The sequence below is a fragment of the Pedobacter fastidiosus genome, from assembly GCF_014306625.1.
Taxonomy (GTDB): domain Bacteria; phylum Bacteroidota; class Bacteroidia; order Sphingobacteriales; family Sphingobacteriaceae; genus Pedobacter; species Pedobacter fastidiosus.
Genome location: NZ_JACRYL010000018.1, coordinates 13,535 through 34,100, shown reverse-complemented (window position 1 = coordinate 34,100; position 20,566 = coordinate 13,535). Strand labels below are relative to the sequence as shown.

Sequence of the window (20,566 nt, the reverse complement as noted above, 5' to 3'; positions counted from 1 at the left end):
ATTTGGCTGGAAACAGACAAATTCGAAGGGTAGTCATTCTTGACTGCCCTTTTTTTGTTTTAAATTTTTTGGGATTTATAATCGGTTTAAAACAAAAAAAGCTTCACAAATTAATGTGAAGCTTTATAATGTTCTTTTCGCTTTGGCTTATTGTTGTGGGCCTTGCTGGTAGTACATAGAAAATCTACTTTCTAATCCAGAAAATATTTTCTCTAATTGAGTGCTCAGTTTATCTTGTCCGGCTGCTTTACTCGTTTTAATCATTCTATCTAAATAATATAATCCAGTCTGAACATTTTGCGAACCCGTAATGCTTCCTTTTGATTGTGAAATATCAGCCAAATAGGTCAATTCTTTATTGATGTAATCGCCAGAAGTGGTCAGGATTTCATTAGCCCTAGCCGTTTCGCCAAGTTTATACAGGTTTTCTGCAATGTAGAATTTAACCACAACCGTACGGATGCCATAGAATTTCTGAGGCATTACCGCAAAATATTTATCCATTACTTGTTTAGCTTCAGCAGTTTTACCTTCTTTAATTAGGTTACTGCTCAAATTACTAAAAATGTTTGTGAAGATAAATGTATCGTCTGATGACTGTGGATCTAAATAGGTAGCCGTTTTCATATTGCCCCATTTAAATTTGTTCATCACATTATTGTACAAAGCAGGTGTGTTTGTTAATTCTGCTCTCTCATCAGATGAAGTTGTATCCGCTTTTAAAGGCAATAAGCGTAAGGCTAATCCTTCATTGTATAAATATTTATCTAAGCCGTTATATTGCTCAGAAGGAACAGTAGAAGCGAAGTAAATTGGACGTTTCCAATTATTGTGCGCTAAAATATCGAACATGGCTAATGTTCCTTTAGTTACATAACCCTTGTTAAATTTCCAATCCATTTTGGTTGTAATCTTCGAAGCATCTGCAGCTGAAACAGTTCCAGTGCTAATTACTTGTTGAGGATCAACCGTAATCATTAAATTTTTGGTGGGTAAAAAATTAGATTTTGTACCATCCTGCATTGGAACTTTATCACCATCATCGTTCGATAACAACAAATCGACAACTTTTTTAAGTTCAACATCGCCAGCAAGTTTGTAATCATCGTATGGCATTACATCTCTTTCTCCTTGAACGTATTGAGAAGGAACCATGCTAATTGGAAGCGGAGCAGATTCATTTTGTTTCTGTCTCATTCCATTTATATACCAGTCTGTATCAAACAAACTTAAATTTACAATTCGCACATCTGGACGCACGTTTTCCACTTCTTGAATGTACCAGAGTGGGTAGGTATCGTTATCGCCATAGGTGAATAATATGGCATTAGGCGCACAAGATTGTAGATAATCCAGAGCAATATCATGAGGAACCAATTTCGTAGAACGATTGTGATCATCCCAACCTTGCTCTGCCATAATAGTTGGTGCAGCAAGTAAACCGATTACGGTGGCACCAATTGCCCCATTAGTCGGCGTTAATTTTTTAAACAGCCACTCTTTAATTGCTAAAACGCCTAGGCCAATCCAAATCGCAAAGGCATAGAAGGAACCTGTGTAAGCGTAATCTCGCTCCCTTGGTTCTAAAGGTTTCTGGTTTAGATATAATACAATTGCTATACCCGTAAAAAAGAATAACATGGCAACAATTCCAGCATCTTTTTGATTGCGTTTAAAGTGCCAAATTGCACCCAACAAGCCGATGATTAAGGGTAAAAAGAAGAAACGGTTATAGGCTTTATTATCAACTGTTGATGGTGGTAAATGACTTTGATCGCCCAAACGCATTTTATCAAAGCCTTTAATTCCGCTAATCCATTCGCCTTCAAAACCACTTCCCTGACCTTGCTCATCATTTTGGCGACCAACAAAATTCCACATGAAATAACGCATGTACATATAGCCGATTTGGTAGCTAAACAAGAAGCCAACATTATCAACTACATTTGGTTTTTTGCTATCGTCCATATGCATCCACTCTTTGTAAAAAGCGGCATGTTTAGGGTCATCACTATACATCCGCGGCAATAAAGTGTTGTTGCTATATTCGTAATCACTTTTTTTGCCAGCGGCTTCATATTTAGTATCACCTTTTCTCCAAATGGTTTTTCCTTCGGTTACACCAGATCTTTCTGAGTTGTAATTCGGTCCAAATAACAACGGCCTATCTCCGTATTGCTCGCGGTTTAAGTAACTTAAAAATGAAAATGCATCTTTCGGAGCACTGTTATTTAAGTTTGGATCAGCTTTAGCCCTAATTACGATCATCGAGAATGAAGTATAACCGAATATGATGAGTACCGTAGAGATTAAGCCTAAGTTTAATAATTTCTTTTGATGCGCAATTGAATAGCGAATGGCCCAAACGAATGCACCAATTAATAATACTGCGAAAAATAATACGCCAGTTCCGAAGCCTAAGCCTAAGGTATTTACAAAGAATAAATCGAAGTAAGCGCCGAATGAAACTAGATATTGGATAATACCATATTGAATAACTGCTAAAATTAAAACTCCAACAATTAATGTTTTGAAAATTCCTGAAGTTGTTGGCTTATCTGTTTTTTTGAAATAATAAACAAAAGCCATTGCCGGAATGGTAAGTAAGTTTAAAAGGTGAATACCGATTGATAAACCCATAATGTAAGCGATGAATAGTAACCAACGGTCGCCTTTAGGCTCATCGGCATGTGCTTCCCATTTTAAAATACCCCAAAAAACGATTGCTGTAAATAAAGAAGATTGTGCGTAAACTTCAGATTCCACAGCTGAAAACCAGAAACTATCCGAAAATGTATAAGCTAAAGCACCAACTGCTCCGGCGCCCATAATGCTAATTAATTTGCCTGTTGTTAGTTCTTCGCCAACTTTAATCAAGGTTTTCTTAGCTAATGCTGTGATGGTCCAGAATAAGAATAGTATAGTTGCGGCGCTCGAAATTGCAGAACCGATATTCATCCAGTAAGCAATTTGAGTTTTATCTCCTATCGCGAAAATGGAGAAGAAACGCTGAATCATTAAAAATAATGGTGCACCCGGCTGGTGAACAACTTGCATTTTAAATGCCGACGCGATAAATTCGCCACAATCCCAGAAACTAGCTGAAGGTTCTAAGGTTAAAACGTAAGTTATTGTAGCAATTAAAAAGCAGATCCAGCCTACTATATTATTGACTTTTGAATAATTCATTGGTTTATTATAATGATATTTAAAATTTGTATTGACATAAAAATGCTGCCGAAATTAACTATTCTAGTCGATAAAACAGGTAAAATTTTAGATTGATTTAACAATTTTTAACGTGACAAGCTTAATAACTGCTTCAAAATGATTTGTAGGTTTTAAAAATTTAATGGTGAAATGAATTATGATCTTATGCTTTGTGTGGTACGTGGAGAAACGCACCACGGCTTTAGTACGTATCTGATTCCAAGGTTCGTTTCTCAAGCGCCAAGATTTGCTTCTCAAGCGCCAAGGTTCGTGTCTCCACGAACCTTTTAACGGGGTTATAGCACCATAAATTTTCAAATAAAAATAGATTAGATTTTACGATCTAATGCCAACTTGAGCGGTACGTGGAGACACGTACCACAGCTTTGCGAAACATTACTCCGATGCCAAAGTTCGCATCTCTGATGCCAGGGTTCATTTCTATCATACAAAGGTTCGTGTCTCCACGAACCTTAACAAACATAACCATCTATTTCTTTTACAACCTAGTTACACTTATCAATATTTATTTCAACCTAGACCTTAGCCACTAACAAAAGGAGAAAGTCTAGATAACAATGCTGAATATTGTTTTTCCAATTTTTTGCTCAAATCATCTTGTTTAAATGTTTCCGTTAATTTAATCATCTGACCTAGATATGTCATGTAAAAACGAATTTCATTTTCAGATGCCAAGTAGTTTTTACTAATTGAAACATCAGCTAAATATGTTAATTCCTTGTCCATGTAATCGGCAGTCTTGTTTATTAGTGCATTTGCTCTTTTTGAATCATTTAGCCTATAAAGGCTTTCTGTAAAGTAGAATGTACTGGCAACCTGACGGAAACCATAAAGTTTTTCTGGGATAACCTGAAAATAACGATCAGCAACTTTTTTGCTCTCAGCGATTTTACCTTCCTCAATTAATCCATTTAAAAGACCATTAAAAATATTCGAAAACATGGTCACATCATCGGCAGATTGTCGATCTAAATGATTTGCATTTTTAATGTTCCCGTAATTAAAAACTTCCATCACATTGTGGTACATTGGTTTTGTGTTTACCAAGCCATAGCCTGTATTGGTTGCCGTATCGGGCTTTAGTGGGAGCAACCTCATATTTAACCCTTCAGAATATAAGTATTTATCTAAACCGATGTATTGTTCTGTTGGCATGGTTGTGGTAAAATAAATCGGCCTTTTCCATTGGTTATGCGTAAGAATATCGAACAAGGCCAAAGTGCCTTTAGTTACGTAGTCCGAATTGTAAGTCCATTCCATACTGTTAGCAATTTTACCGGCGTCTTCCAGTGGAACGGTTCCTGTATCAATAACTTCTTTCGGGTTAACTTTAATTTTTAGGTTTTTTGTAGGTAGAACATTGCTTTTTGAGCCATCTTGCATGGCAACCTTATCTTCATCATGATCCGATAATAAAACGTCCAAAATTTCTTTAAGCTCAATGTGTTGGGCAATTTTATAATCCTGGTAATACATCACATCTCTAGTGCCCGCAACATATTGATTGGGTTTCATTGAAATTGGAAGCGGCTCTGACTGGTTTTGTTTCCGTTTCATTCCATCAATATACCAATCTGCAGTAAACAAACTTAGGTTTACCACACGTACATCCGGACGAATATTTTCGACCTCTTGTGCGTACCAAACAGGGAAAGTATCGTTATCGCCATAGGTGAATAAGATAGCGTTCGGAGCACAGGCCTTTAAATAATTGATGGAAACATCTCTAGCAACATGACTATCAGAGCGGTCATGATCATCCCAACCCTGGCTTGCCATAATAATAGGAGCGGCAAATAAAGCGATCATAGAAGCAAAAATTCCCGCCTTTGCTGGTGTCAATTTTTGAAATACCCAATCTTTCAAGCCGAAAACGCCAAGACCTATCCAAATTGCAAAGGCATAAAATGAGCCTACATAAGCATAATCACGCTCGCGAGGCTCCATGGGTACAGAATTTAAATAAATCACAATCGCCACTCCGGTAAATACAAAGAGCAAGCCAATTACCCCAGCATCTTTCTGATTGCGTTTAAAGTGCCAAATGGCTCCGATTAGTCCAATAATAAGGGGCAAAAAGAAAAAACGATTGTAAGCTTTGTTTTCTGTTATGGAGGGTGGAAGATTTTTTTGATCGCCCAACCTGATGGCATCAATAGGTTTAATGCCACTTAACCAAGCGCCATCACTACCTCCGTGCTGGCCATCTTGATTATCCTGTCTGCCAACAAAATTCCACATAAAGTAACGCATGTACATTTGCCCAACTTGAAATGTAGACATATATGATAAATTTTCGACCATTGTTGGTTTATGCTCATCATCAAAACCCATCCATTTTTTATAGAAAGAACTGTGCTCAGGTTTGTCGCTATACATTCTAGGCGCTAAAGTTTTCTGATCGAAAATATAATCTGATTTGGTGCCGGCAGTTTCATATTTGTGATCACCTTTTCTGTAAAGTGTTCCCGTTTCTTTAATCCCGATTTTATCCGAGTTGTAATTTTCTCCATAAACCAAAGGCCGATCTCCATATTGGGAGCGATTTACATAGCTCAAAAAGTTGAAGGCATTTTCCGGATCGGTATTGTTTAAGTTTGGTTTGGCATGTGCTCTAATAATTAACAAGGCAAAAGAACTGTATCCGAAAATGAGTAAAACGGTAAACAGCATAGCTAAGTTTAATGCTCTTTTCTGATGAATAATTGAATATCTAATGCCATAAATTAAGCCACCGATAACCAAAATGGCAAAAAATAAAACCCCAGTGTTAAATCCTAAACCTAATTTATTTACAAAGAAGTAATCAAAATTTGCAGCAAAAGAAACTAGGTATTGAATAATTCCAAATTGAACAAATGCAAGCACAGCGATGGAAATAATGAAAACCTTTAAAACACTTTTCCAATTAGGAGATGGATATTTTTTGAAATAATAAACAAATATTAAGGCAGGAATTGCCAGCAAGTTTAGTAAGTGAACGCCAATAGAAATACCAATCATGTAGGCAACAAATAACAACCATCGATCAGATTTTGGATCATTTGCCTGAGATTCCCATTTTAAAATCCCCCAAAATACCACTGCAGTGCAAAGCGACGACATGGCATAAACTTCGGCTTCTACCGCAGAAAACCAAAAACTATCTGAAAACGCATAAGCTAAAGAACCAACGATACCTGCGCCAATAATGCTAATGATTTTTGAAGTGTCCATTTCAGCTTCGTTCTTTATTATTGTTTTTTTGGCAAGAGCTGTAATCGTCCAAAATAGAAATAGAATGGTTCCGGCGCTTGCTAAAGCTGAAGCAAGATTCATGAAATAAGCAACTTTGGTTACATCGCCCAGAGCAAATGCAGAAAATAATCGCTGAATCATAGAAACTATTGGTGCGCCAGGTTGGTGAACTACTTCTAAACGGAAAGCGGATGCAATAAATTCACCACAATCCCAAAAACTTACGGATTGATCTAAAGTTAAAATGTAAGTTAATGCGGCAATTAAAAAACATAACCAGTCGGCAATCGTGTTGATTTTTGAATAGTTCATAGTTTAGGTTAGTGATTGATAGTAAAAGGTTTATAGGTTTAACCTATAAAGTCGGTTATAAAATGGAAATGTTGCACGTGGTGATCAAATTTTTTCAAACAAAATTGGAAGCGAAATAATTTTTAATTTTTTTTAAATCGCACTTGCATATTTAAAATAACCTGCCTACATTTGCATTCCCAATCGAGGGATATATCCTCGAATTGTTTTTGTCCGATAGTATAAGGGTAGTACGACAGTTTTTGGTACTGTTTGTCTTGGTTCGAATCCAGGTCGGACAACTTAAGTTTAACATCGGGTCGTGTAAAATACATGATCCGATTTTTTTTAACCCGTAAACTACACGGAATCATGCCATTGCAGTTTAACCAGGTAAAGCTTTTTTCTGGAACAGGTTCTAGAGAATTATCACTTAAGATAGCTGAAAGTTACGGCAAGCCATTGGGCGAAGTAACCATTCATAAATTTAGTGATGGCGAATTTCAACCTTCTTTTGATGAATCAATTCGTGGTTGCGATGTTTTCTTAATCCAATCTACTTATCAGCCAAGCGATAACTTAATGGAACTTTTGTTAATGGTAGATGCAGCTAAAAGAGCATCGGCACATTACATTACAGCAGTTGTTCCTTATTATGGTTTAGCCCGCCAAGATAGAAAAGACAAACCACGTGTAGCAATCGGAGCCAAATTGGTGGCAAACTTATTAAAGTCTGCAGGTATCCACCGCATTATGACTATGGATTTGCATGCGGCACAGATACAGGGTTTCTTCGATATTCCGGTAGATCACTTAGATGGATCGGTTATTTTTGTGCCTTATATCAAAAGCTTAGGCTTAAAGAATTTAACAATCGCATCGCCTGATATGGGCGGTTCGTACAGGGCACGTACCTTTGCTAAGTTTTTTAATGCTGAAGTTATTATTTGTGATAAACGCCGTAAACGTGCCAATGAAATCGAATCGATGTCGATTATTGGAGATGTAACCGGACAGGATGTTGTATTGATCGATGATATTTGCGATACTGCTGGAACATTATCTAAAGCAGCAGCTTTGATTATGGAAAACGGTGCGGCAAGTGTTAGAGCAGTATGTACGCATGCAGTTTTATCGGGCAAAGCAATTGAAACAATAGAAAATTCTGTTTTAACAGAGCTGATCGTTACCGATACGATTCCATTGAAAATGAAAAGCCCAAAAATTAGACAGCTAAGCACTGCTAGTTTATTTGCAAGAGCAATTGCCAATGTAAATGAACACGGTTCGATTAGTGATCTTTTTAAAGTATAATAAAATAAGGTTAATTGTAGAAATTGATTAATCGGTTAATTGTAATTATGCAATCAGTTAATCAGTTAAACATTTAACCAGTTAAACAATAATTAAATAAATATAAAATGAAAACAATCGCAATTAGCGGTTCTCCAAGAGAGAACGTAGGGAAACGCGATGCCAAAGAGCTTCGTTACGAAGGTAAAGTTCCTGCGGTATTGTATGGTGGTACATCACAACAACATTTAGCTGTTGTAATTGCAGACTTAAAAGATGTAATTTATACTCCAGAAGCAAACTTTGTAGAAATCGAAGTAAACGGTGCAAAAACTAAAGCAATCGTTAAAGACACTCAATTTCACCCATTAACTGATATTTTAATGCACATCGATTTTCTTCAATTATTTGATGATAAAGAAATCGTTATGGAAATCCCTGTAAAATTAACAGGAACTTCTCCAGGTGTTAAAATGGGTGGTAAAATGGTTCAAAAATTACGTAAACTTCGTGTTAAATCTTTGCCAGCTGCAATGCCTCAATCAGTAGAAGTAAGCATCGAGAAATTAGAAGTTGGTGGTTTAGTTCGCGTTCGTGATCTTAAAGCAGACAAATTCGTAATTACAAATACTCCAGAAGATACAATCGTTTCTGTAGGTATGAGTAGAGCATTAAAACAAGCAGAAACTGAAGCTGCTAAAGGTAAAAAATAATCAAGATTCTTTGATTTTAAGAGTAAGCGACACAAATTTTGTGTCGCTTTTTTTTTGAGCAGGATTTTTTAGGATTTAAGGATTTTCAAGGTCAAGCTGAAATAGCCATGAGCAAAAATCTTTTTCCTTTCGGTTAAAATTTTGGTCTTTGCCTTTTCTTCTTTTCGCTTTAGTCTTTCAGCTTTTCTCTTAAGCCTTTTACCTTCCACCTTTCTACCCTCGACCTTTTTTTCTACATTTGCAACCATGAAATATCTTATAGTTGGCTTAGGAAATATCGGACCAGATTATGCACATACAAGGCATAACATAGGTTTTGATATTGCTGATGAACTGGTAAAAAATTTAGATGGAAGCTTTCAAAATATCCGTTTGGCTTATTACGCCGAAGTTGGTTTTAAAGGCAAAAAGCTTCATGTAATAAAACCAACCACTTTTATGAACCTAAGTGGCAAAGCCGTTAACTATTGGATGAAGGAATTAAAAATTGCTCCAGAAAACGTTTTGGTCATTGTTGATGATTTGGCTTTACCACTTGGTAAGCTTCGTTTAAAGCTTCAAGGCTCTAGCGCAGGTCATAATGGCTTAAAAAGTATTGAAGAGGTTTGTGGCGGACAGAATTATGCTCGATTGCGCTTTGGCATAGGGAGCGATTATCCTAAAGGTCGCCAAATTGATTTTGTTTTAGGCTTATTCGATAAAAATGAACAACTGGAGTTGCCAGCCCTAATTGATAAAAGTGTAGAATTGATTAAGAGTTACGTTACCATTGGCCCAGCACATACCATGACAGCCTTTAATAAATAAATCCTAATTCAATAATAGTCATAACCAGCAATAAGTTACATAGCAATCCCTCTGGGACAATTCTACAACGAGGCTTTATTCCGTTAAGATTTTTTTTTGAAAACGAGCGGTAAAGTTTCTCTTGGCAAAATCAGTCCTGCTTTCTCTGCTGCCGATTGAAAAAATCGGCATTCGTTCAATCAGGTTTATTTAACAAAGCCAGTAAATATTGGTAAGTTTTTGCTTCGGATTATTTTACTAGTAGTAAGTAAAATTTACATCTATAAAAGTCTATTTTGTGGAGATGCCAAAGTTAATAAACCTGACAATAGTGACAGCCCCAGCTTTTCTGCTGGGCTATAACGGTTAGCAGGACTGTCTTTAAAATGAAATATTGTCTTTGCTTTTCTAAATATAAGTAAAACATTAAAAGACATAAAAATGCCAGAATTAATTCTCTTAAAATTTTAAAGAAAAAAAAAGACCATCTTACGATAGCCTTTTTCCTAATATAGTTATTTAATGATTATTTAACTTGACCTTCAGCTCTAGCAATATAAGCATCAACTAATTGTGCTTCTGCGCTTTCAGGGTATTGAGATTTGATTTTGTTATATGCTTCTACAGCACCTTTAAAATCTTTTAAGTTTTCGTTAACCAAACCTAATTTTTTCAAAAACATTGGCGAAGTAAATTTGCTCGCCTTATCTGATGCTTTTTTGTAATAAGTAGCAGCTTGTTTATAGTCTTTTAGTTCGCTATAAGCATCGCCTAGCAAACCTAAAGCTAATGGATCTGCAACTGGGCTACCAGTAGCACTGTATTTACTTAAAGCTTCTATCGCTTGTTTGTATTCGCCTTTACGAAGATAAATTCCACCTAAGTATAAGTTAGCTAAGTTTGCCGATTTTGTATTGTCGTACTCTTCAGCAATTTTTTCTAAACCGGGGTAACCACCTTCGCCTTTAATTGCTTTGTTTGATAAAGAATCTACACCGATAAATTGCTCAGATCTGAACATTTTGCTTGCAGCTTCTTCAGCACGGCCTTTTAAATATACGCCTTGGTACCAAAGATACACTGCGATTAATAAAACTATTGCACCTGCTATAAATAGCAAGCTTTTATTGTTTTCCTGTAAAAATGAACCTTTTTTAGTAGGTTGAATCGTCTGGTTATCTGTTGTAGACATGTTTGATTAAAAAATTTAAGATTGCAAAAATACATTTTTCAGTCAAAGTATCAATCTTTATTTTGAACTATTTAATTAAACAGTAGTTATTTAGAGGCTAAAAATCGGTAAATTGCGCTCTATTTATGTGGTTAAAGAATATTACGCTTCTAAATTTTAAAAACTATACCGATGCAGATCTCCATTTTTCGGATACTGTAAACGTTTTTACAGGTAATAATGGCTCGGGCAAAACGAATATGCTCGATGCAATTCACTATTTATGTCTCTGCAAAAGCTATTTTAATCCGATTGATAGTCAGCAAATAAAAACTGCCGAAGAGGTTTTTATGATTCAGGGCGATTTCGACCGGAACGAGAAGAATGAGAAAATTAGTTGTGGTGTAAAACGGAATCAGAAAAAGCAGTTTAAGCGCAATAAAAAAGAATACGATAAACTGGCAGATCATATTGGTTTGTTTCCTGTAGTGATGGTTTCTCCATACGATGTAAATCTGATTATGGAAGGGAGTGAGGAACGTAGAAAATTTATCGACAACGTAATTTCCCAAACGGATGCTCATTATTTGGATCAGCTGATTACCTATAATCGGATTTTAGCCAACAGAAACGCCCTGTTGAAACAGATTGCAGTAACAAAACGTTATGACGCCACATTGTTGCAAATATTGGATGAACAGTTGGTTATGGCTGGAAATAAGATCTTTATAATCCGCAAGGCTTTTATGGATGAGTTTATTCCGCTCTTTAACCAATATTATACCTACCTTACCGATAACAAAGAAACTGTCGAGTTAAACTATCAGTCGCAGTTAAACGATTCTACTTTCGAAGAGCTTTTGCGAAAATCGGTTGAAAAGGATCGGGTTTTAGAAAGAACAACTACTGGAATCCATAAAGATGAACTGGCTTTTGTAATTACAGAAATGCCACTCAAAAAATTTGGTTCGCAAGGACAACAGAAATCTTTTTTAATTGCTTTAAAACTTGCTCAATATGCCTATTTAGCTAAAAACAAAGGGTTTAAACCGCTGCTTTTGTTAGATGATATTTTTGATAAATTGGATGATAATCGAGTTCAGAAGCTGATGCAGATGGTTTCTCATCACGATTTTGGCCAAATATTTATTACAGATACTGGAATAGAAAGAGTAAAATCGATTTTTAAAAAGATAGAAGTCGAAGTAACTTTGTTCGACGTTGAAAACGGAAATATAAAAAATGCGTAAACCTAATGATGTTACTTTAAAAGATGCTTTCGGCAAAATGCTGGATGTGTATCGTTTACGCCGTAAGTTCGACGAAACTTCCATTCTTGCCATTTGGCCAGAAATTATGGGTACCGCAATTGCAAATCGCACCACTCAGATTTATATTAAAGATAAAAAGCTTTTTATCAGAATAGAATCTTCAGTAATTAAAAATGAATTGGTTATGGTTCGTCAGGGGATTATTCAGAAACTGAACGAACACGCAGGGAGTGAAGTAATTGTTGAAATGGTGTTTTTGTAAAGATTTTACCTTTTAATCTAAATTCGGCTATAAACTTTTGCAAATTAATTATTTGGGCGTTTTTACACGCTGTCCGCTGTATCCCCGATGAAAAATCGGGGGATGCCGCTTCCATCGTTAACGCTAGCAAATCTTAAAAAATATTATCAATAACCATCATTTGTATAGCTCACGTATTAAAAATCTAGAACTCATACATATTATTTCCCCTCAAGTTTTCAATGGCAATAATTGCATTCTCCTTCAAAGCATGGCGACTAAGCGGTTCTCTTTCCATTTTTGCAGACTTAAAGCCATATTGATCGAGAAATGTTTGTGTGTGGATATTATACTCGCTTAAAAAATCTGTTAACGACAAGACATCAGTTTCAAAGCCCTCATTTTCAAGGTTAAACTGGCAAGAACTTTTGTAAGACATTAAAATTTCACCATCATCTGTTTCCATGCCATTAACCTGTACGCTCCACTTATTTGGATCATCTGTAGGAATTATGGTCTCGGTCCATTCTATTCCTCCAACTGTATTTAGGATTTCAAATGTAATAATCATAGTCTTTAATGAATCGACTACCATACATTCAAACCCAAATCCAGATTCATAACTATTTTCCTTACGGCTCTCTTCTAAATGTTCCTCATTAAAAATATATTCATTTAATTGAATTGGCTGTATATTGAAGATTTTCATATTTACAATATAAAAAAATGGGCTGATAAATATTAATTACCAACCCATTTTTTTATTATGACTCTATAAAAGTAATACTACGAAAATTTAACTTCTACCTCCGCCAAAGATTTTTGCTAAAATCCATATTAGCAGGGCAACCACTATTACCACTACAATAATACCCGACCAAACGCCGGCTTTAAATATACCACCAATCAGTTCACAACTGCTTAGGGTGCTGCATAAAAATGCGATCAGTACTAAAGGGAATGCTCTTTTCATATCGTTGTTAATTTTGTTATAGCTAACATTCGATACTTAAATAAAGTTTTAGCAAACCGTTATTTTCCGTTCACTTTTAACAATTCGATTTCGAAAATTAATGCGCTATAAGGCGGAATATCCTGACCAGCACCACGTTCGCCGTAAGCTAAGTTGTACGGAATAAAAAATTTGTATTTAGAACCTGCAGGCATCAATTGTACACCTTCTGTCCAACCTGTAATTACACGGTTTAATGGAAAGCTAAGTGGTTCGCCTCTATCATAAGAACTATCAAACTGTTTACCATTTAATAATGTTCCTTTGTAGTGAACTAGAACTGAGTCTGTTGCAGTAGGTTTAACGCCTGTTCCGGCTGTTATCACCTCGTACTGTAAACCACTCGCAGTTGTATGAACGCCTGCACGTTTTTTGTTTTCTTCTAGAAAAGTCTGTCCTTCTTTAATCATGGGTGCAAATTTAATTTTATTGGCTTCGTTTTCAGCCTTATTTTTAACTGCTGATGCTTTTGATAAAGCTTCGTTAATACATTGTTGTGCTTGTTCTTGGTTTAAGGTTGTTTTGCCACCTTGAAAAGCATCTTTTAGTCCTTTTAGTAAAACATCGTAATTTAATGTTGTTAAGCCAGTAGATTTTAAGCCACTGCCTATTGAGGTTCCGAAAGCATAACTCGTAGAATCCAAAGAAGACTTTAATCCTATGCTTGCAATAGATGTTTTGCTTGCAACTGTGGTTTTTTTAGCTACAGGCTTTTTAGCAACTGTTTTTTTTGTTTGTGCAAAAGATGCAACTGCGATACCTGAAACCAATATCGTTAAGAAAACTTTTTTCATTCTTGTAATTTGTGTTTGTCCATCGCATTGCGATTGGATTTTTTTAAGTTCGAAAGATACAAAACTTATAAAACAATAAAACCCCGAAATGATCGAGGTTTTATTGTTAAGGTTATATTTTACTTAGAAACGTTCGTCTGCTTTGAAGAAGAAGTTACCTTCAATTTCTGCATTTTCATCAGAATCTGAACCGTGAACAGCGTTAGCATCGATTGATTTAGCATATTTCTGACGGATCGTACCTTCTGCTGCTTCAGCAGGATTAGTTGCTCCGATTAATTTTCTGAAGTCTTCAATTGCATTATCTTTTTCTAAGATTGCTGCAACGATTGGTCCAGAAGACATAAAGCTAACCAAATCTTTGTAGAAAGGACGTTCAGCATGAACTGCATAAAACTGACCAGCAGTTTCATCCGTTAGTTTAGTATATTTTAATGCAACGATTTTGAAACCTGCATTGGTAATGTCGTTTAAGATTGATCCAATATGGCCGTTTGCTACTGCATCAGGCTTAATCATGGTAAATGTTCTGTTAGTACTCATTGTGTTTTAATATCAAATTTTGTGCAAAAATACGTTTTAATTGAGGAATAATCAACAGTCTAAATATTTGGCAATGGCTTTTGATAAAAACATTGTTCGTAAAGCTGATGTATTATGTGTAAATCTATTTTTTAATTAATTGTTTTTCAATAGGTTGGTTTTATTTTTTAGGCTTATTTATACTAAACTTAAAATCCTTTAATCCTAGCCTAAAAATCCTTAGCTTTGCAACGCAAAAAATATATGCTTACATTAACAGAGTTAAAATCCCTATTGGCTACGCCACAACGAATTGTGATCACAACGCATCATAAACCAGATGGCGATGCATTAGGTTCATCATTGGGTTTATATGGATATCTAATTCAGAAAGGCCATCATGTTAGGGTGATCACGCCAACAGATTATCCAAATTTTTTGCATTGGATGCCCAACAATTCTGATGTAATTATCTTCACTGAAGCACAAGAAGAAGCTGCTAAATTGGTGGATGAAGCATCGATTATTTTCTGTTTAGATTTTAATACTTTAAGTCGCATTAACGAACTAGGCGAATTGGTTAGAGCTTCAGGCGCTAAGAAAATAATGATCGACCATCATTTGGAGCCTGAAGATTTTGATGATTATCGCCATTGGGATATTAATGCTTGTGCAGCCGCTCAGTTGGTTTACGATTTTATTGTTAATCAATTAGAGGATGAAGCTGGAATAAATAAAGATGTTGCGGCCTGTTTATATACAGGAATCATGACGGATTCTGGATCTTTCCGATTCCCTTCCGCAACTTCAGAAGTTTATCGCATTGCGGCTAACCTAATCGATTTAGGAGCAGAACACTGGAAAATTCATCAATTGGTATATGATAATGCAAGCGAAGATCGTTTACGTTTCTTAGGCTACTGCTTATCAAACAAATTAGAAGTTTTAAGAGAATACAATACCGCTATAATTTCGGTAACGAAAGATGAACTGGCGAAATACCACAGCGCAACTGGCGATACCGAAGGCGTAGTTAATTACGCACTTTCAATTAATGGAATTCGCTTGGCAGCTTTAATTGTAGAAAGATCTGATAAGGTTAAATTATCGGTTCGCTCTACGGGAGATTTTCCGGCGAACGAAATTTGTAAAAAATATTTCAATGGTGGCGGACATAGAAACGCAGCAGGTGGAGCAGCAGAAAAGCCACTGAATGTTGTGGTAGATGAGTTTAAATCGATCTTGGAAGAATATAAGAATCAATTAATTGCATAAAGCAATAAGCAAATAAAAATCAAAAAAAGTTTAAAACAATAAAATGAAAAGAGGAATTATTATTCTGGCAGCAGCAACTTTAGGTTTAGCTGCTTGTAACAAGTTTGAAAAAGGTGAGGGTGATATGACCTACAAGATTTACAAAAGCGAAGGAAAAGCTAAAATCCAAGAAGGTGATTTTGTAAAGTTGAACGGTATTCAAGTTATCGAAACTAAATCTAATGGCGATTCGACATTGGTTAACACTTATGATAACGAACGTCCAGCGTTTTTCCCAATCAGCAAATCGATGTTTAAAGGCGATATGGTTGCAGCTTTAAAATTATTAGGCGAAGGCGATAGTGCAACTTTTAAATTGAACTTAGACTCGATGGCTAAATATTCTGGTCAACCAAAACCAGTTGGTACAAAAGACAATTACGCTACTTTTACAGTTAAAATTGAAAAAGTATTGCATAAAATAGCTAACGAAGCTGATTCTACTTTCGAGAAAAAGAAAAGAGAATTCTTCGAAACAGAATACAAAGCTTTAATAGCTAAAAACAAAGCTTCTGAAGATGCTAAAATCAAAAAATATATTGCTGATAACAGTCTTAAAACTACAGCTTCTGCATCTGGTTTACAATATGTAATCGAAGCAGCTGGTAATTCAGAAAGAGCAGCTTTAACAGATACAGTTATGGTTGATTATACTGGTCAGTTCACAAACAAAAAAGGCGATGGCAAAATCAATGTATTTGATACATCAAATTCTAAAACGGCTAAAGAAGCTGGAATTTTCTCTCCAATGGCTCAATATGCTGCTCGTCCTTTAGTTCTTGGTCAATTGGCTCCAGGATTTATCGAAGGTGTTCAGTTAATTGGTGTTGGTGGTAAAATCAAAATCGTTATCCCTTCTAAATTAGGTTATGGTGAAAACGGTGGTGGTCCAATTAACCCATTCACTCCATTAGTTTTTGATATTGAATTAAAAGGCATTAAAAAAGGTTCAGCAGTTACTCAATTGCCTCCTCCAACAATGGCTCCAGCGCCGGCTACAAAATAATAGCGGTAAATCAATACATTAAACAAAAGGCTTAAGATTTTAAAATCTTAAGCCTTTTGCTTTTTTACCTATTTTCTATTTATAAAAAAGAGATTCATGGTGAAAGACCATGAATCTCTTGAATGGAATACTGTAGCTTAATAAAGCTCAATATTAAGCTTGTGCTTCTAAGTATTGTGCGTAGCAATAACCTTCTTCACCATCGTTAGTTCGCACCAACCACCATAAATCATTGCTTCTGTTTACTAGGGTAATCACCTCTCCGTGGGCTGCTTTGCCAACAATAGGTTGATCTGTTCCTGGTCCCTTGCGAATGTTTAGGTTGCTATTCTGAGTAACTACTTTTGCATGTGTAACTGCAACATCAATCGCTACATTTACATTTAATACTAAATCTCCGGAAGTAAAATTAGGATCAATTTGATCGTAAATGGCCCACAAATTATCTTTGGTTGCACCATCTGATGCCGTTCCATCAATATATAGAACACCATCTTGTTCTCTTACGGCTAAATCTGTTATACCAGCTGCAGTTGCAGCATCGGTTAATGCTTTATATTTATCTTCTAATGCCATGATCAAGATTATTTAACAGTTAACTTGTTTTCGATTTTCTTAGGCTTTAAGGCATTTAAATGTTGCATTAAAGTAATTAGAGCTGGTTTTTTAATTTCTCCTGTTAAGGTTACTACACCATCTTTAACTGTTGCCTTAACCATTGGAAAGTCTTTTACGGCATCAATCACATTTTTGGATAAGGTTGGGTCCTCTGAAATGACAACAGGTAGCGGTGCCGGCTTAACGGTTAGACTGTTTATAACCGTTTTGACACCTTTTTCTGCTTTTGCAACCTCTTCAGCTTTGGCTTTAGCTGCCTCATCCGCAACTTCGCCAGTTAAGGTTACATCGCCTTTAGTTACTGCAACAGTGATTCCTGTGGCTTCCTTGGCCTGAACTGCAGCTTGGATAGCTGCATCCTTTGGTTTACACCCTACGAAAAATAACGTAGTGGCAATTACCATACTCATTAATAAATTAGTTGTTTTCATCCTTTTATATTTATTTTAATTAAAAAATGCAGAGAATAGAATTATTGGTTAAATAATTTCATTTCACTAATCGTTGGGATGATTTTGGTAAGGCTAATATATGAATAGGGGTTTAAATGAAATTGAAAATGTGCTTTTATTTATACACATTAATAAATCGTGGTAAATTTAAGAGATTATCGGGCCCAGAGTTTGTAGGGATTTAAAGTTAAGTTGGAATTGTAATATTTCTGATCTTCGGTTACTTCTTGATCAATCCATTCTGGAAGTTCAAATTCCTCATCCTCGCTAGTCAACTCGATTTCGGCGACCATCAAACCAAAGTTATCGCCTAAAAATTCATCCACTTCCCAAACTTTCTCTCTATAGGTAACAACATATCTAATTTTTTCCAGTTCAGAGGTTGCGAAGTTATCCAGTAATTCAGAAGCTTCAACTAAAGGGATTTCGTATTCATATTCCAATCTAGATGCACCTACAGAAATGCCTTTAATGGTTAAAAAACCTTTGGTTTCGGTGGTTCTTACCCTAATCGTTTTATTCGGATCGGTTAAAATATATCCCTGCCTAAAATGTTGACCCGTAGGTTTATCTACCTCCAGCCATTTATCTCGATCAAGCAAAAACTTTCTTTCTATCTCTTTTCCCATATGCCTCTCTATTATCTCGATCTTTTCTGTAAATCTGCAACCGATACACTAATTAATCTTCCAATTGGTTGTTTGCCTCTATAAGTGATAATCTTTAAAAGACTTGCGTCTTTTGGAACTTGTAAAGCTGAAGTATATTTTGGATAGAAACGGTCGGGTATCGAATTATCAAAGCTGTAATAAATCTCTAAATTATCAACTTCTGGCGTTAATTCAATTAATAATTGTTTATCTGCGCTGCGTTTTACGGTGATAATAGGATCGTAAATTGCAGGACTATATTTTACCTCAGCTAAATCTAAACGCTTAAAATGTTGCTCTGTTCGATCAACAAAGTTTGTCCAGTTTTTCTTTTCTATCGGGCTCCAAATCGATTCCGAAATTGCGAAAGCTCTTGGCCAAACCATATATTCTACCTGGCGGAAGTTATAAACCTGTTCGGTCCATAAATTTGCTTGTCCGCCGATAATATATTGAGCATTAACTCCAGCTGGTACAGGATTAAACTGATAAACCTTGTTTAATCTGAGCGAAGCATAAACTTTCGGCTCCGTACTTACATCAGCTTGCATATAATCTAAATAAGCAAATTCAGTAGGGCTCATTACCACATTATGTTTGTCATTAGCCGCTTGAATGCCGTATTTCATTCCCCTCCAGCTCATAACTGCTGCCGTTGGAGAAATTCCGCCATCCAAAATTTCATCCCAGCCCATAAACTTTTTGCCTTTGGCAACCACAATCTGCTCTACACGTTTTTCAAAATAGGCCTGAACCTGAGGGATTGTTTTTAAGCCTTCGCGAAGCATTAATTGTTTAACCTGTTCGTTCTTTTCCCAAAAATTATGAGAAGCTTCATCGCCACCCATGTGGATGTATTCGAACGGGAAAAGTTGGGCTATTTGCGTAATTACGGTATCTAAAAAGCTGTAAACTTTTTCATTTGCTGGGCAGAGTGTATTATCAACAAGTGCAATTGGTGGTGCACCACGACTCCAATCCATGATTTTTTCTCCTGAACGAACTTTGTAATTTACCGCTTCTGGGGTGCAGGATAACTCTGGATAAGAAGCAATTACGGCTAAACTATGTCCAGGAACATCAATCTCCGGTAGTATATTAACAAAACGTTCTTGTGCATATTGAACAAGTTCCTTGATATCTTCTTGAGTATAAAAACCACCATAAGTTCTAGGTTCATCGGCTGATGGCGGAACAAAATCGCCAAAAGTTCCAGTTTTTTTAACACTCCAAGCACCAACTTCTGTAAGTTTTGGGAGACCTTTAATTTCGATTCTCCAACCTTCATCATCTGCTAAATGCAGGTGCAGAAGGTTAAATTTATAGCGAACCATATCATCAATGAAATGTTTTACTTCCTCTTTGGTAAAAAAGTGACGCGCAACATCGAACATTAAACCTCGCCAACCCAGTTTCGGGTAATCGACAACATCTACACATGGAAGTTTCCATTTCACATTGTTAACCAATTCTTTGCTTTCAATTTCTGCAGGGAATAATTGGATTAACGATTGTGCGCCATAAAAAATGCCTGCTGGTTTATTCGCCGTGATTACGATTTGAGTAGGATTAACATTTAATTTATAACCCTCTGTTCCTAATTGTGGGTCTACCTGACTGTTTAAAATTAATTTTATTGTTGGGTGTGTGGCATTGTTTAGTGTGCTCACAAATTTTCCGGTCGCAACAGTAATTCTGTTTGACAAGAAATCTATCGACTGCTTTAAATCCGCTCCTTTTAAGGCTTGAATGATCACGTTTTCTGGTAGTGTGAACGATCCAGCTTTTTTCATTAATGAAACTGGTTCTGGAATTATGGCTATTGGCGTTTGCGACATGGCAGTTTCAGAATCACCGGCCTCAGTTTCGGTTACAATGTTCTGTGCAAATGTGTTGGCTGTAAGTATGCAGCAAGAGATAATTAGGAATAATTTCTTCATCAATATAATTAACTACGGATTAAC

19 protein-coding genes are annotated in these 20,566 nt (G+C 36.0%); 7 read left to right on the top strand and 12 right to left on the bottom strand.

Going from position 1 to position 20,566, the window contains the following annotated elements; all coding sequences use genetic code 11:
- Positions 1 to 147: 147 nt before the first annotated feature.
- Together H7U22_RS17795 and H7U22_RS17790 are read right to left on the bottom strand one after the other, a co-directional pair.
- Complete coding sequence (locus H7U22_RS17795) at positions 148 to 3,189, bottom strand: glycosyltransferase family 117 protein (RefSeq protein WP_187072690.1); 3,042 nt, start codon at positions 3,187 to 3,189, stop codon at positions 148 to 150.
- Positions 3,190 to 3,753: 564 nt separating this feature from the next.
- Entirely contained in the window at positions 3,754 to 6,780 is a 3,027-nt protein-coding gene (locus H7U22_RS17790; protein ID WP_187072689.1) for a protein O-mannosyl-transferase family, read from the bottom strand.
- Between the two features lie 351 nt (positions 6,781 to 7,131).
- On the opposite strand from H7U22_RS17790, the gene H7U22_RS17785 reads away from it, so the two are divergent.
- Both H7U22_RS17785 and H7U22_RS17780 read left to right on the top strand, forming a co-directional pair.
- On the top strand, positions 7,132 to 8,073 hold the full coding sequence (locus H7U22_RS17785) for a ribose-phosphate pyrophosphokinase (RefSeq protein ID WP_187072735.1): 942 nt from the start codon (positions 7,132 to 7,134) through the stop codon (positions 8,071 to 8,073).
- 107 nt (positions 8,074 to 8,180) lie between these two features.
- Positions 8,181 to 8,765, top strand: a complete 585-nt coding sequence (locus H7U22_RS17780; RefSeq protein ID WP_187072688.1) for a 50S ribosomal protein L25/general stress protein Ctc — start codon at positions 8,181 to 8,183, stop codon at positions 8,763 to 8,765.
- 68 nt (positions 8,766 to 8,833) lie between these two features.
- On the opposite strand, the gene H7U22_RS17775 is transcribed toward H7U22_RS17780, so the two are convergent.
- Complete coding sequence (locus H7U22_RS17775; RefSeq protein WP_187072687.1) at positions 8,834 to 9,013, bottom strand: hypothetical protein; 180 nt, start codon at positions 9,011 to 9,013, stop codon at positions 8,834 to 8,836.
- On the opposite strand from H7U22_RS17775, the gene pth reads away from it, so the two are divergent.
- Entirely contained in the window at positions 9,012 to 9,572 is a 561-nt protein-coding gene (gene pth / locus H7U22_RS17770; RefSeq protein WP_187072686.1) for an aminoacyl-tRNA hydrolase, read from the top strand. The two genes, H7U22_RS17775 and pth, sit on opposite strands and share 2 nt — an antisense overlap.
- 505 nt (positions 9,573 to 10,077) lie before the next feature.
- Here pth and H7U22_RS17765 read toward each other — a convergent pair.
- Positions 10,078 to 10,743, bottom strand: a complete 666-nt coding sequence (locus H7U22_RS17765; protein ID WP_187072685.1) for a tetratricopeptide repeat protein — start codon at positions 10,741 to 10,743, stop codon at positions 10,078 to 10,080.
- 125 nt (positions 10,744 to 10,868) lie between these two features.
- Between H7U22_RS17765 and recF the strand changes: the two genes are divergently transcribed.
- Together recF and H7U22_RS17755 are read left to right on the top strand one after the other, a co-directional pair.
- Positions 10,869 to 11,972, top strand: a complete 1,104-nt coding sequence (recF, locus tag H7U22_RS17760; RefSeq protein ID WP_187072684.1) for a DNA replication/repair protein RecF — start codon at positions 10,869 to 10,871, stop codon at positions 11,970 to 11,972.
- On the top strand, positions 11,965 to 12,255 hold the full coding sequence (locus tag H7U22_RS17755) for a DUF721 domain-containing protein (RefSeq protein WP_187072683.1): 291 nt from the start codon (positions 11,965 to 11,967) through the stop codon (positions 12,253 to 12,255). Before recF ends, H7U22_RS17755 begins: the two co-directional genes overlap by 8 nt.
- Positions 12,256 to 12,439: 184 nt before the next feature.
- Here the strand turns inward: H7U22_RS17755 and H7U22_RS17750 are convergent, their stop codons facing one another.
- From H7U22_RS17750 to H7U22_RS17735, 4 genes are all read right to left on the bottom strand, one after another.
- Positions 12,440 to 12,943, bottom strand: a complete 504-nt coding sequence (locus H7U22_RS17750) for a hypothetical protein (protein ID WP_187072682.1) — start codon at positions 12,941 to 12,943, stop codon at positions 12,440 to 12,442.
- Between the two features lie 87 nt (positions 12,944 to 13,030).
- Positions 13,031 to 13,207 carry a hypothetical protein gene (locus H7U22_RS17745; protein ID WP_187072681.1) on the bottom strand — a complete coding sequence of 59 codons (177 nt, stop codon included), beginning with the start codon at positions 13,205 to 13,207 and terminating at the stop codon, positions 13,031 to 13,033.
- A gap of 59 nt (positions 13,208 to 13,266) precedes the next feature.
- On the bottom strand, positions 13,267 to 14,040 hold the full coding sequence (locus H7U22_RS17740) for an FKBP-type peptidyl-prolyl cis-trans isomerase (RefSeq protein ID WP_187072680.1): 774 nt from the start codon (positions 14,038 to 14,040) through the stop codon (positions 13,267 to 13,269).
- Between the two features lie 123 nt (positions 14,041 to 14,163).
- Positions 14,164 to 14,583, bottom strand: a complete 420-nt coding sequence (locus tag H7U22_RS17735; protein WP_056871872.1) for a nucleoside-diphosphate kinase — start codon at positions 14,581 to 14,583, stop codon at positions 14,164 to 14,166.
- Positions 14,584 to 14,826: 243 nt separating this feature from the next.
- Here H7U22_RS17735 and H7U22_RS17730 point away from each other — a divergent pair, with 243 nt between their 5' ends.
- Both H7U22_RS17730 and H7U22_RS17725 read left to right on the top strand, forming a co-directional pair.
- Positions 14,827 to 15,837, top strand: coding sequence for a DHH family phosphoesterase (locus H7U22_RS17730; RefSeq protein ID WP_187072679.1), 1,011 nt, complete (start codon positions 14,827 to 14,829; stop codon positions 15,835 to 15,837).
- Between the two features lie 43 nt (positions 15,838 to 15,880).
- On the top strand, positions 15,881 to 16,882 hold the full coding sequence (locus H7U22_RS17725; RefSeq protein WP_187072678.1) for an FKBP-type peptidyl-prolyl cis-trans isomerase: 1,002 nt from the start codon (positions 15,881 to 15,883) through the stop codon (positions 16,880 to 16,882).
- Between the two features lie 153 nt (positions 16,883 to 17,035).
- On the opposite strand, the gene H7U22_RS17720 is transcribed toward H7U22_RS17725, so the two are convergent.
- From H7U22_RS17720 to H7U22_RS17705, 4 genes are all read right to left on the bottom strand, one after another.
- Positions 17,036 to 17,458 (bottom strand): SH3 domain-containing protein, encoded by a 423-nt coding sequence (locus tag H7U22_RS17720; protein ID WP_187072677.1) that lies wholly within the window; start codon positions 17,456 to 17,458, stop codon positions 17,036 to 17,038.
- An 8-nt stretch (positions 17,459 to 17,466) separates the two neighbouring features.
- Positions 17,467 to 17,931 carry a BON domain-containing protein gene (locus H7U22_RS17715; protein ID WP_187072676.1) on the bottom strand — a complete coding sequence of 155 codons (465 nt, stop codon included), beginning with the start codon at positions 17,929 to 17,931 and terminating at the stop codon, positions 17,467 to 17,469.
- A gap of 176 nt (positions 17,932 to 18,107) precedes the next feature.
- Positions 18,108 to 18,581 carry a CYTH domain-containing protein gene (locus H7U22_RS17710; protein ID WP_187072675.1) on the bottom strand — a complete coding sequence of 158 codons (474 nt, stop codon included), beginning with the start codon at positions 18,579 to 18,581 and terminating at the stop codon, positions 18,108 to 18,110.
- Positions 18,582 to 18,592: 11 nt separating this feature from the next.
- Positions 18,593 to 20,542, bottom strand: a complete 1,950-nt coding sequence (locus H7U22_RS17705) for a beta-N-acetylhexosaminidase (protein WP_222621894.1) — start codon at positions 20,540 to 20,542, stop codon at positions 18,593 to 18,595.
- Positions 20,543 to 20,566 lie beyond the last annotated feature (24 nt).

Excerpts from the sequence above, each read along its gene's own strand:
- H7U22_RS17795 (WP_187072690.1), bottom strand. The coding sequence starts at position 3,189 with ATGAATTATTCAAAAGTCAATAATATAGTAGGCTGGATCTGCTTTTTA.
- H7U22_RS17790 (WP_187072689.1), bottom strand. The coding sequence starts at position 6,780 with ATGAACTATTCAAAAATCAACACGATTGCCGACTGGTTATGTTTTTTA.
- H7U22_RS17785 (WP_187072735.1), top strand. The coding sequence starts at position 7,132 with ATGCCATTGCAGTTTAACCAGGTAAAGCTTTTTTCTGGAACAGGTTCT.
- H7U22_RS17780 (WP_187072688.1), top strand. The coding sequence starts at position 8,181 with ATGAAAACAATCGCAATTAGCGGTTCTCCAAGAGAGAACGTAGGGAAA.
- pth (WP_187072686.1), top strand. The coding sequence starts at position 9,012 with ATGAAATATCTTATAGTTGGCTTAGGAAATATCGGACCAGATTATGCA.
- H7U22_RS17775 (WP_187072687.1), bottom strand. The coding sequence starts at position 9,013 with ATGGTTGCAAATGTAGAAAAAAAGGTCGAGGGTAGAAAGGTGGAAGGT.
- H7U22_RS17765 (WP_187072685.1), bottom strand. The coding sequence starts at position 10,743 with ATGTCTACAACAGATAACCAGACGATTCAACCTACTAAAAAAGGTTCA.
- recF (WP_187072684.1), top strand. The coding sequence starts at position 10,869 with ATGTGGTTAAAGAATATTACGCTTCTAAATTTTAAAAACTATACCGAT.
- H7U22_RS17755 (WP_187072683.1), top strand. The coding sequence starts at position 11,965 with ATGCGTAAACCTAATGATGTTACTTTAAAAGATGCTTTCGGCAAAATG.
- H7U22_RS17750 (WP_187072682.1), bottom strand. The coding sequence starts at position 12,943 with ATGAAAATCTTCAATATACAGCCAATTCAATTAAATGAATATATTTTT.
- H7U22_RS17745 (WP_187072681.1), bottom strand. The coding sequence starts at position 13,207 with ATGAAAAGAGCATTCCCTTTAGTACTGATCGCATTTTTATGCAGCACC.
- H7U22_RS17740 (WP_187072680.1), bottom strand. The coding sequence starts at position 14,040 with ATGAAAAAAGTTTTCTTAACGATATTGGTTTCAGGTATCGCAGTTGCA.
- H7U22_RS17735 (WP_056871872.1), bottom strand. The coding sequence starts at position 14,583 with ATGAGTACTAACAGAACATTTACCATGATTAAGCCTGATGCAGTAGCA.
- H7U22_RS17730 (WP_187072679.1), top strand. The coding sequence starts at position 14,827 with ATGCTTACATTAACAGAGTTAAAATCCCTATTGGCTACGCCACAACGA.
- H7U22_RS17725 (WP_187072678.1), top strand. The coding sequence starts at position 15,881 with ATGAAAAGAGGAATTATTATTCTGGCAGCAGCAACTTTAGGTTTAGCT.
- H7U22_RS17720 (WP_187072677.1), bottom strand. The coding sequence starts at position 17,458 with ATGGCATTAGAAGATAAATATAAAGCATTAACCGATGCTGCAACTGCA.
- H7U22_RS17715 (WP_187072676.1), bottom strand. The coding sequence starts at position 17,931 with ATGAAAACAACTAATTTATTAATGAGTATGGTAATTGCCACTACGTTA.
- H7U22_RS17710 (WP_187072675.1), bottom strand. The coding sequence starts at position 18,581 with ATGGGAAAAGAGATAGAAAGAAAGTTTTTGCTTGATCGAGATAAATGG.
- H7U22_RS17705 (WP_222621894.1), bottom strand. The coding sequence starts at position 20,542 with ATGAAGAAATTATTCCTAATTATCTCTTGCTGCATACTTACAGCCAAC.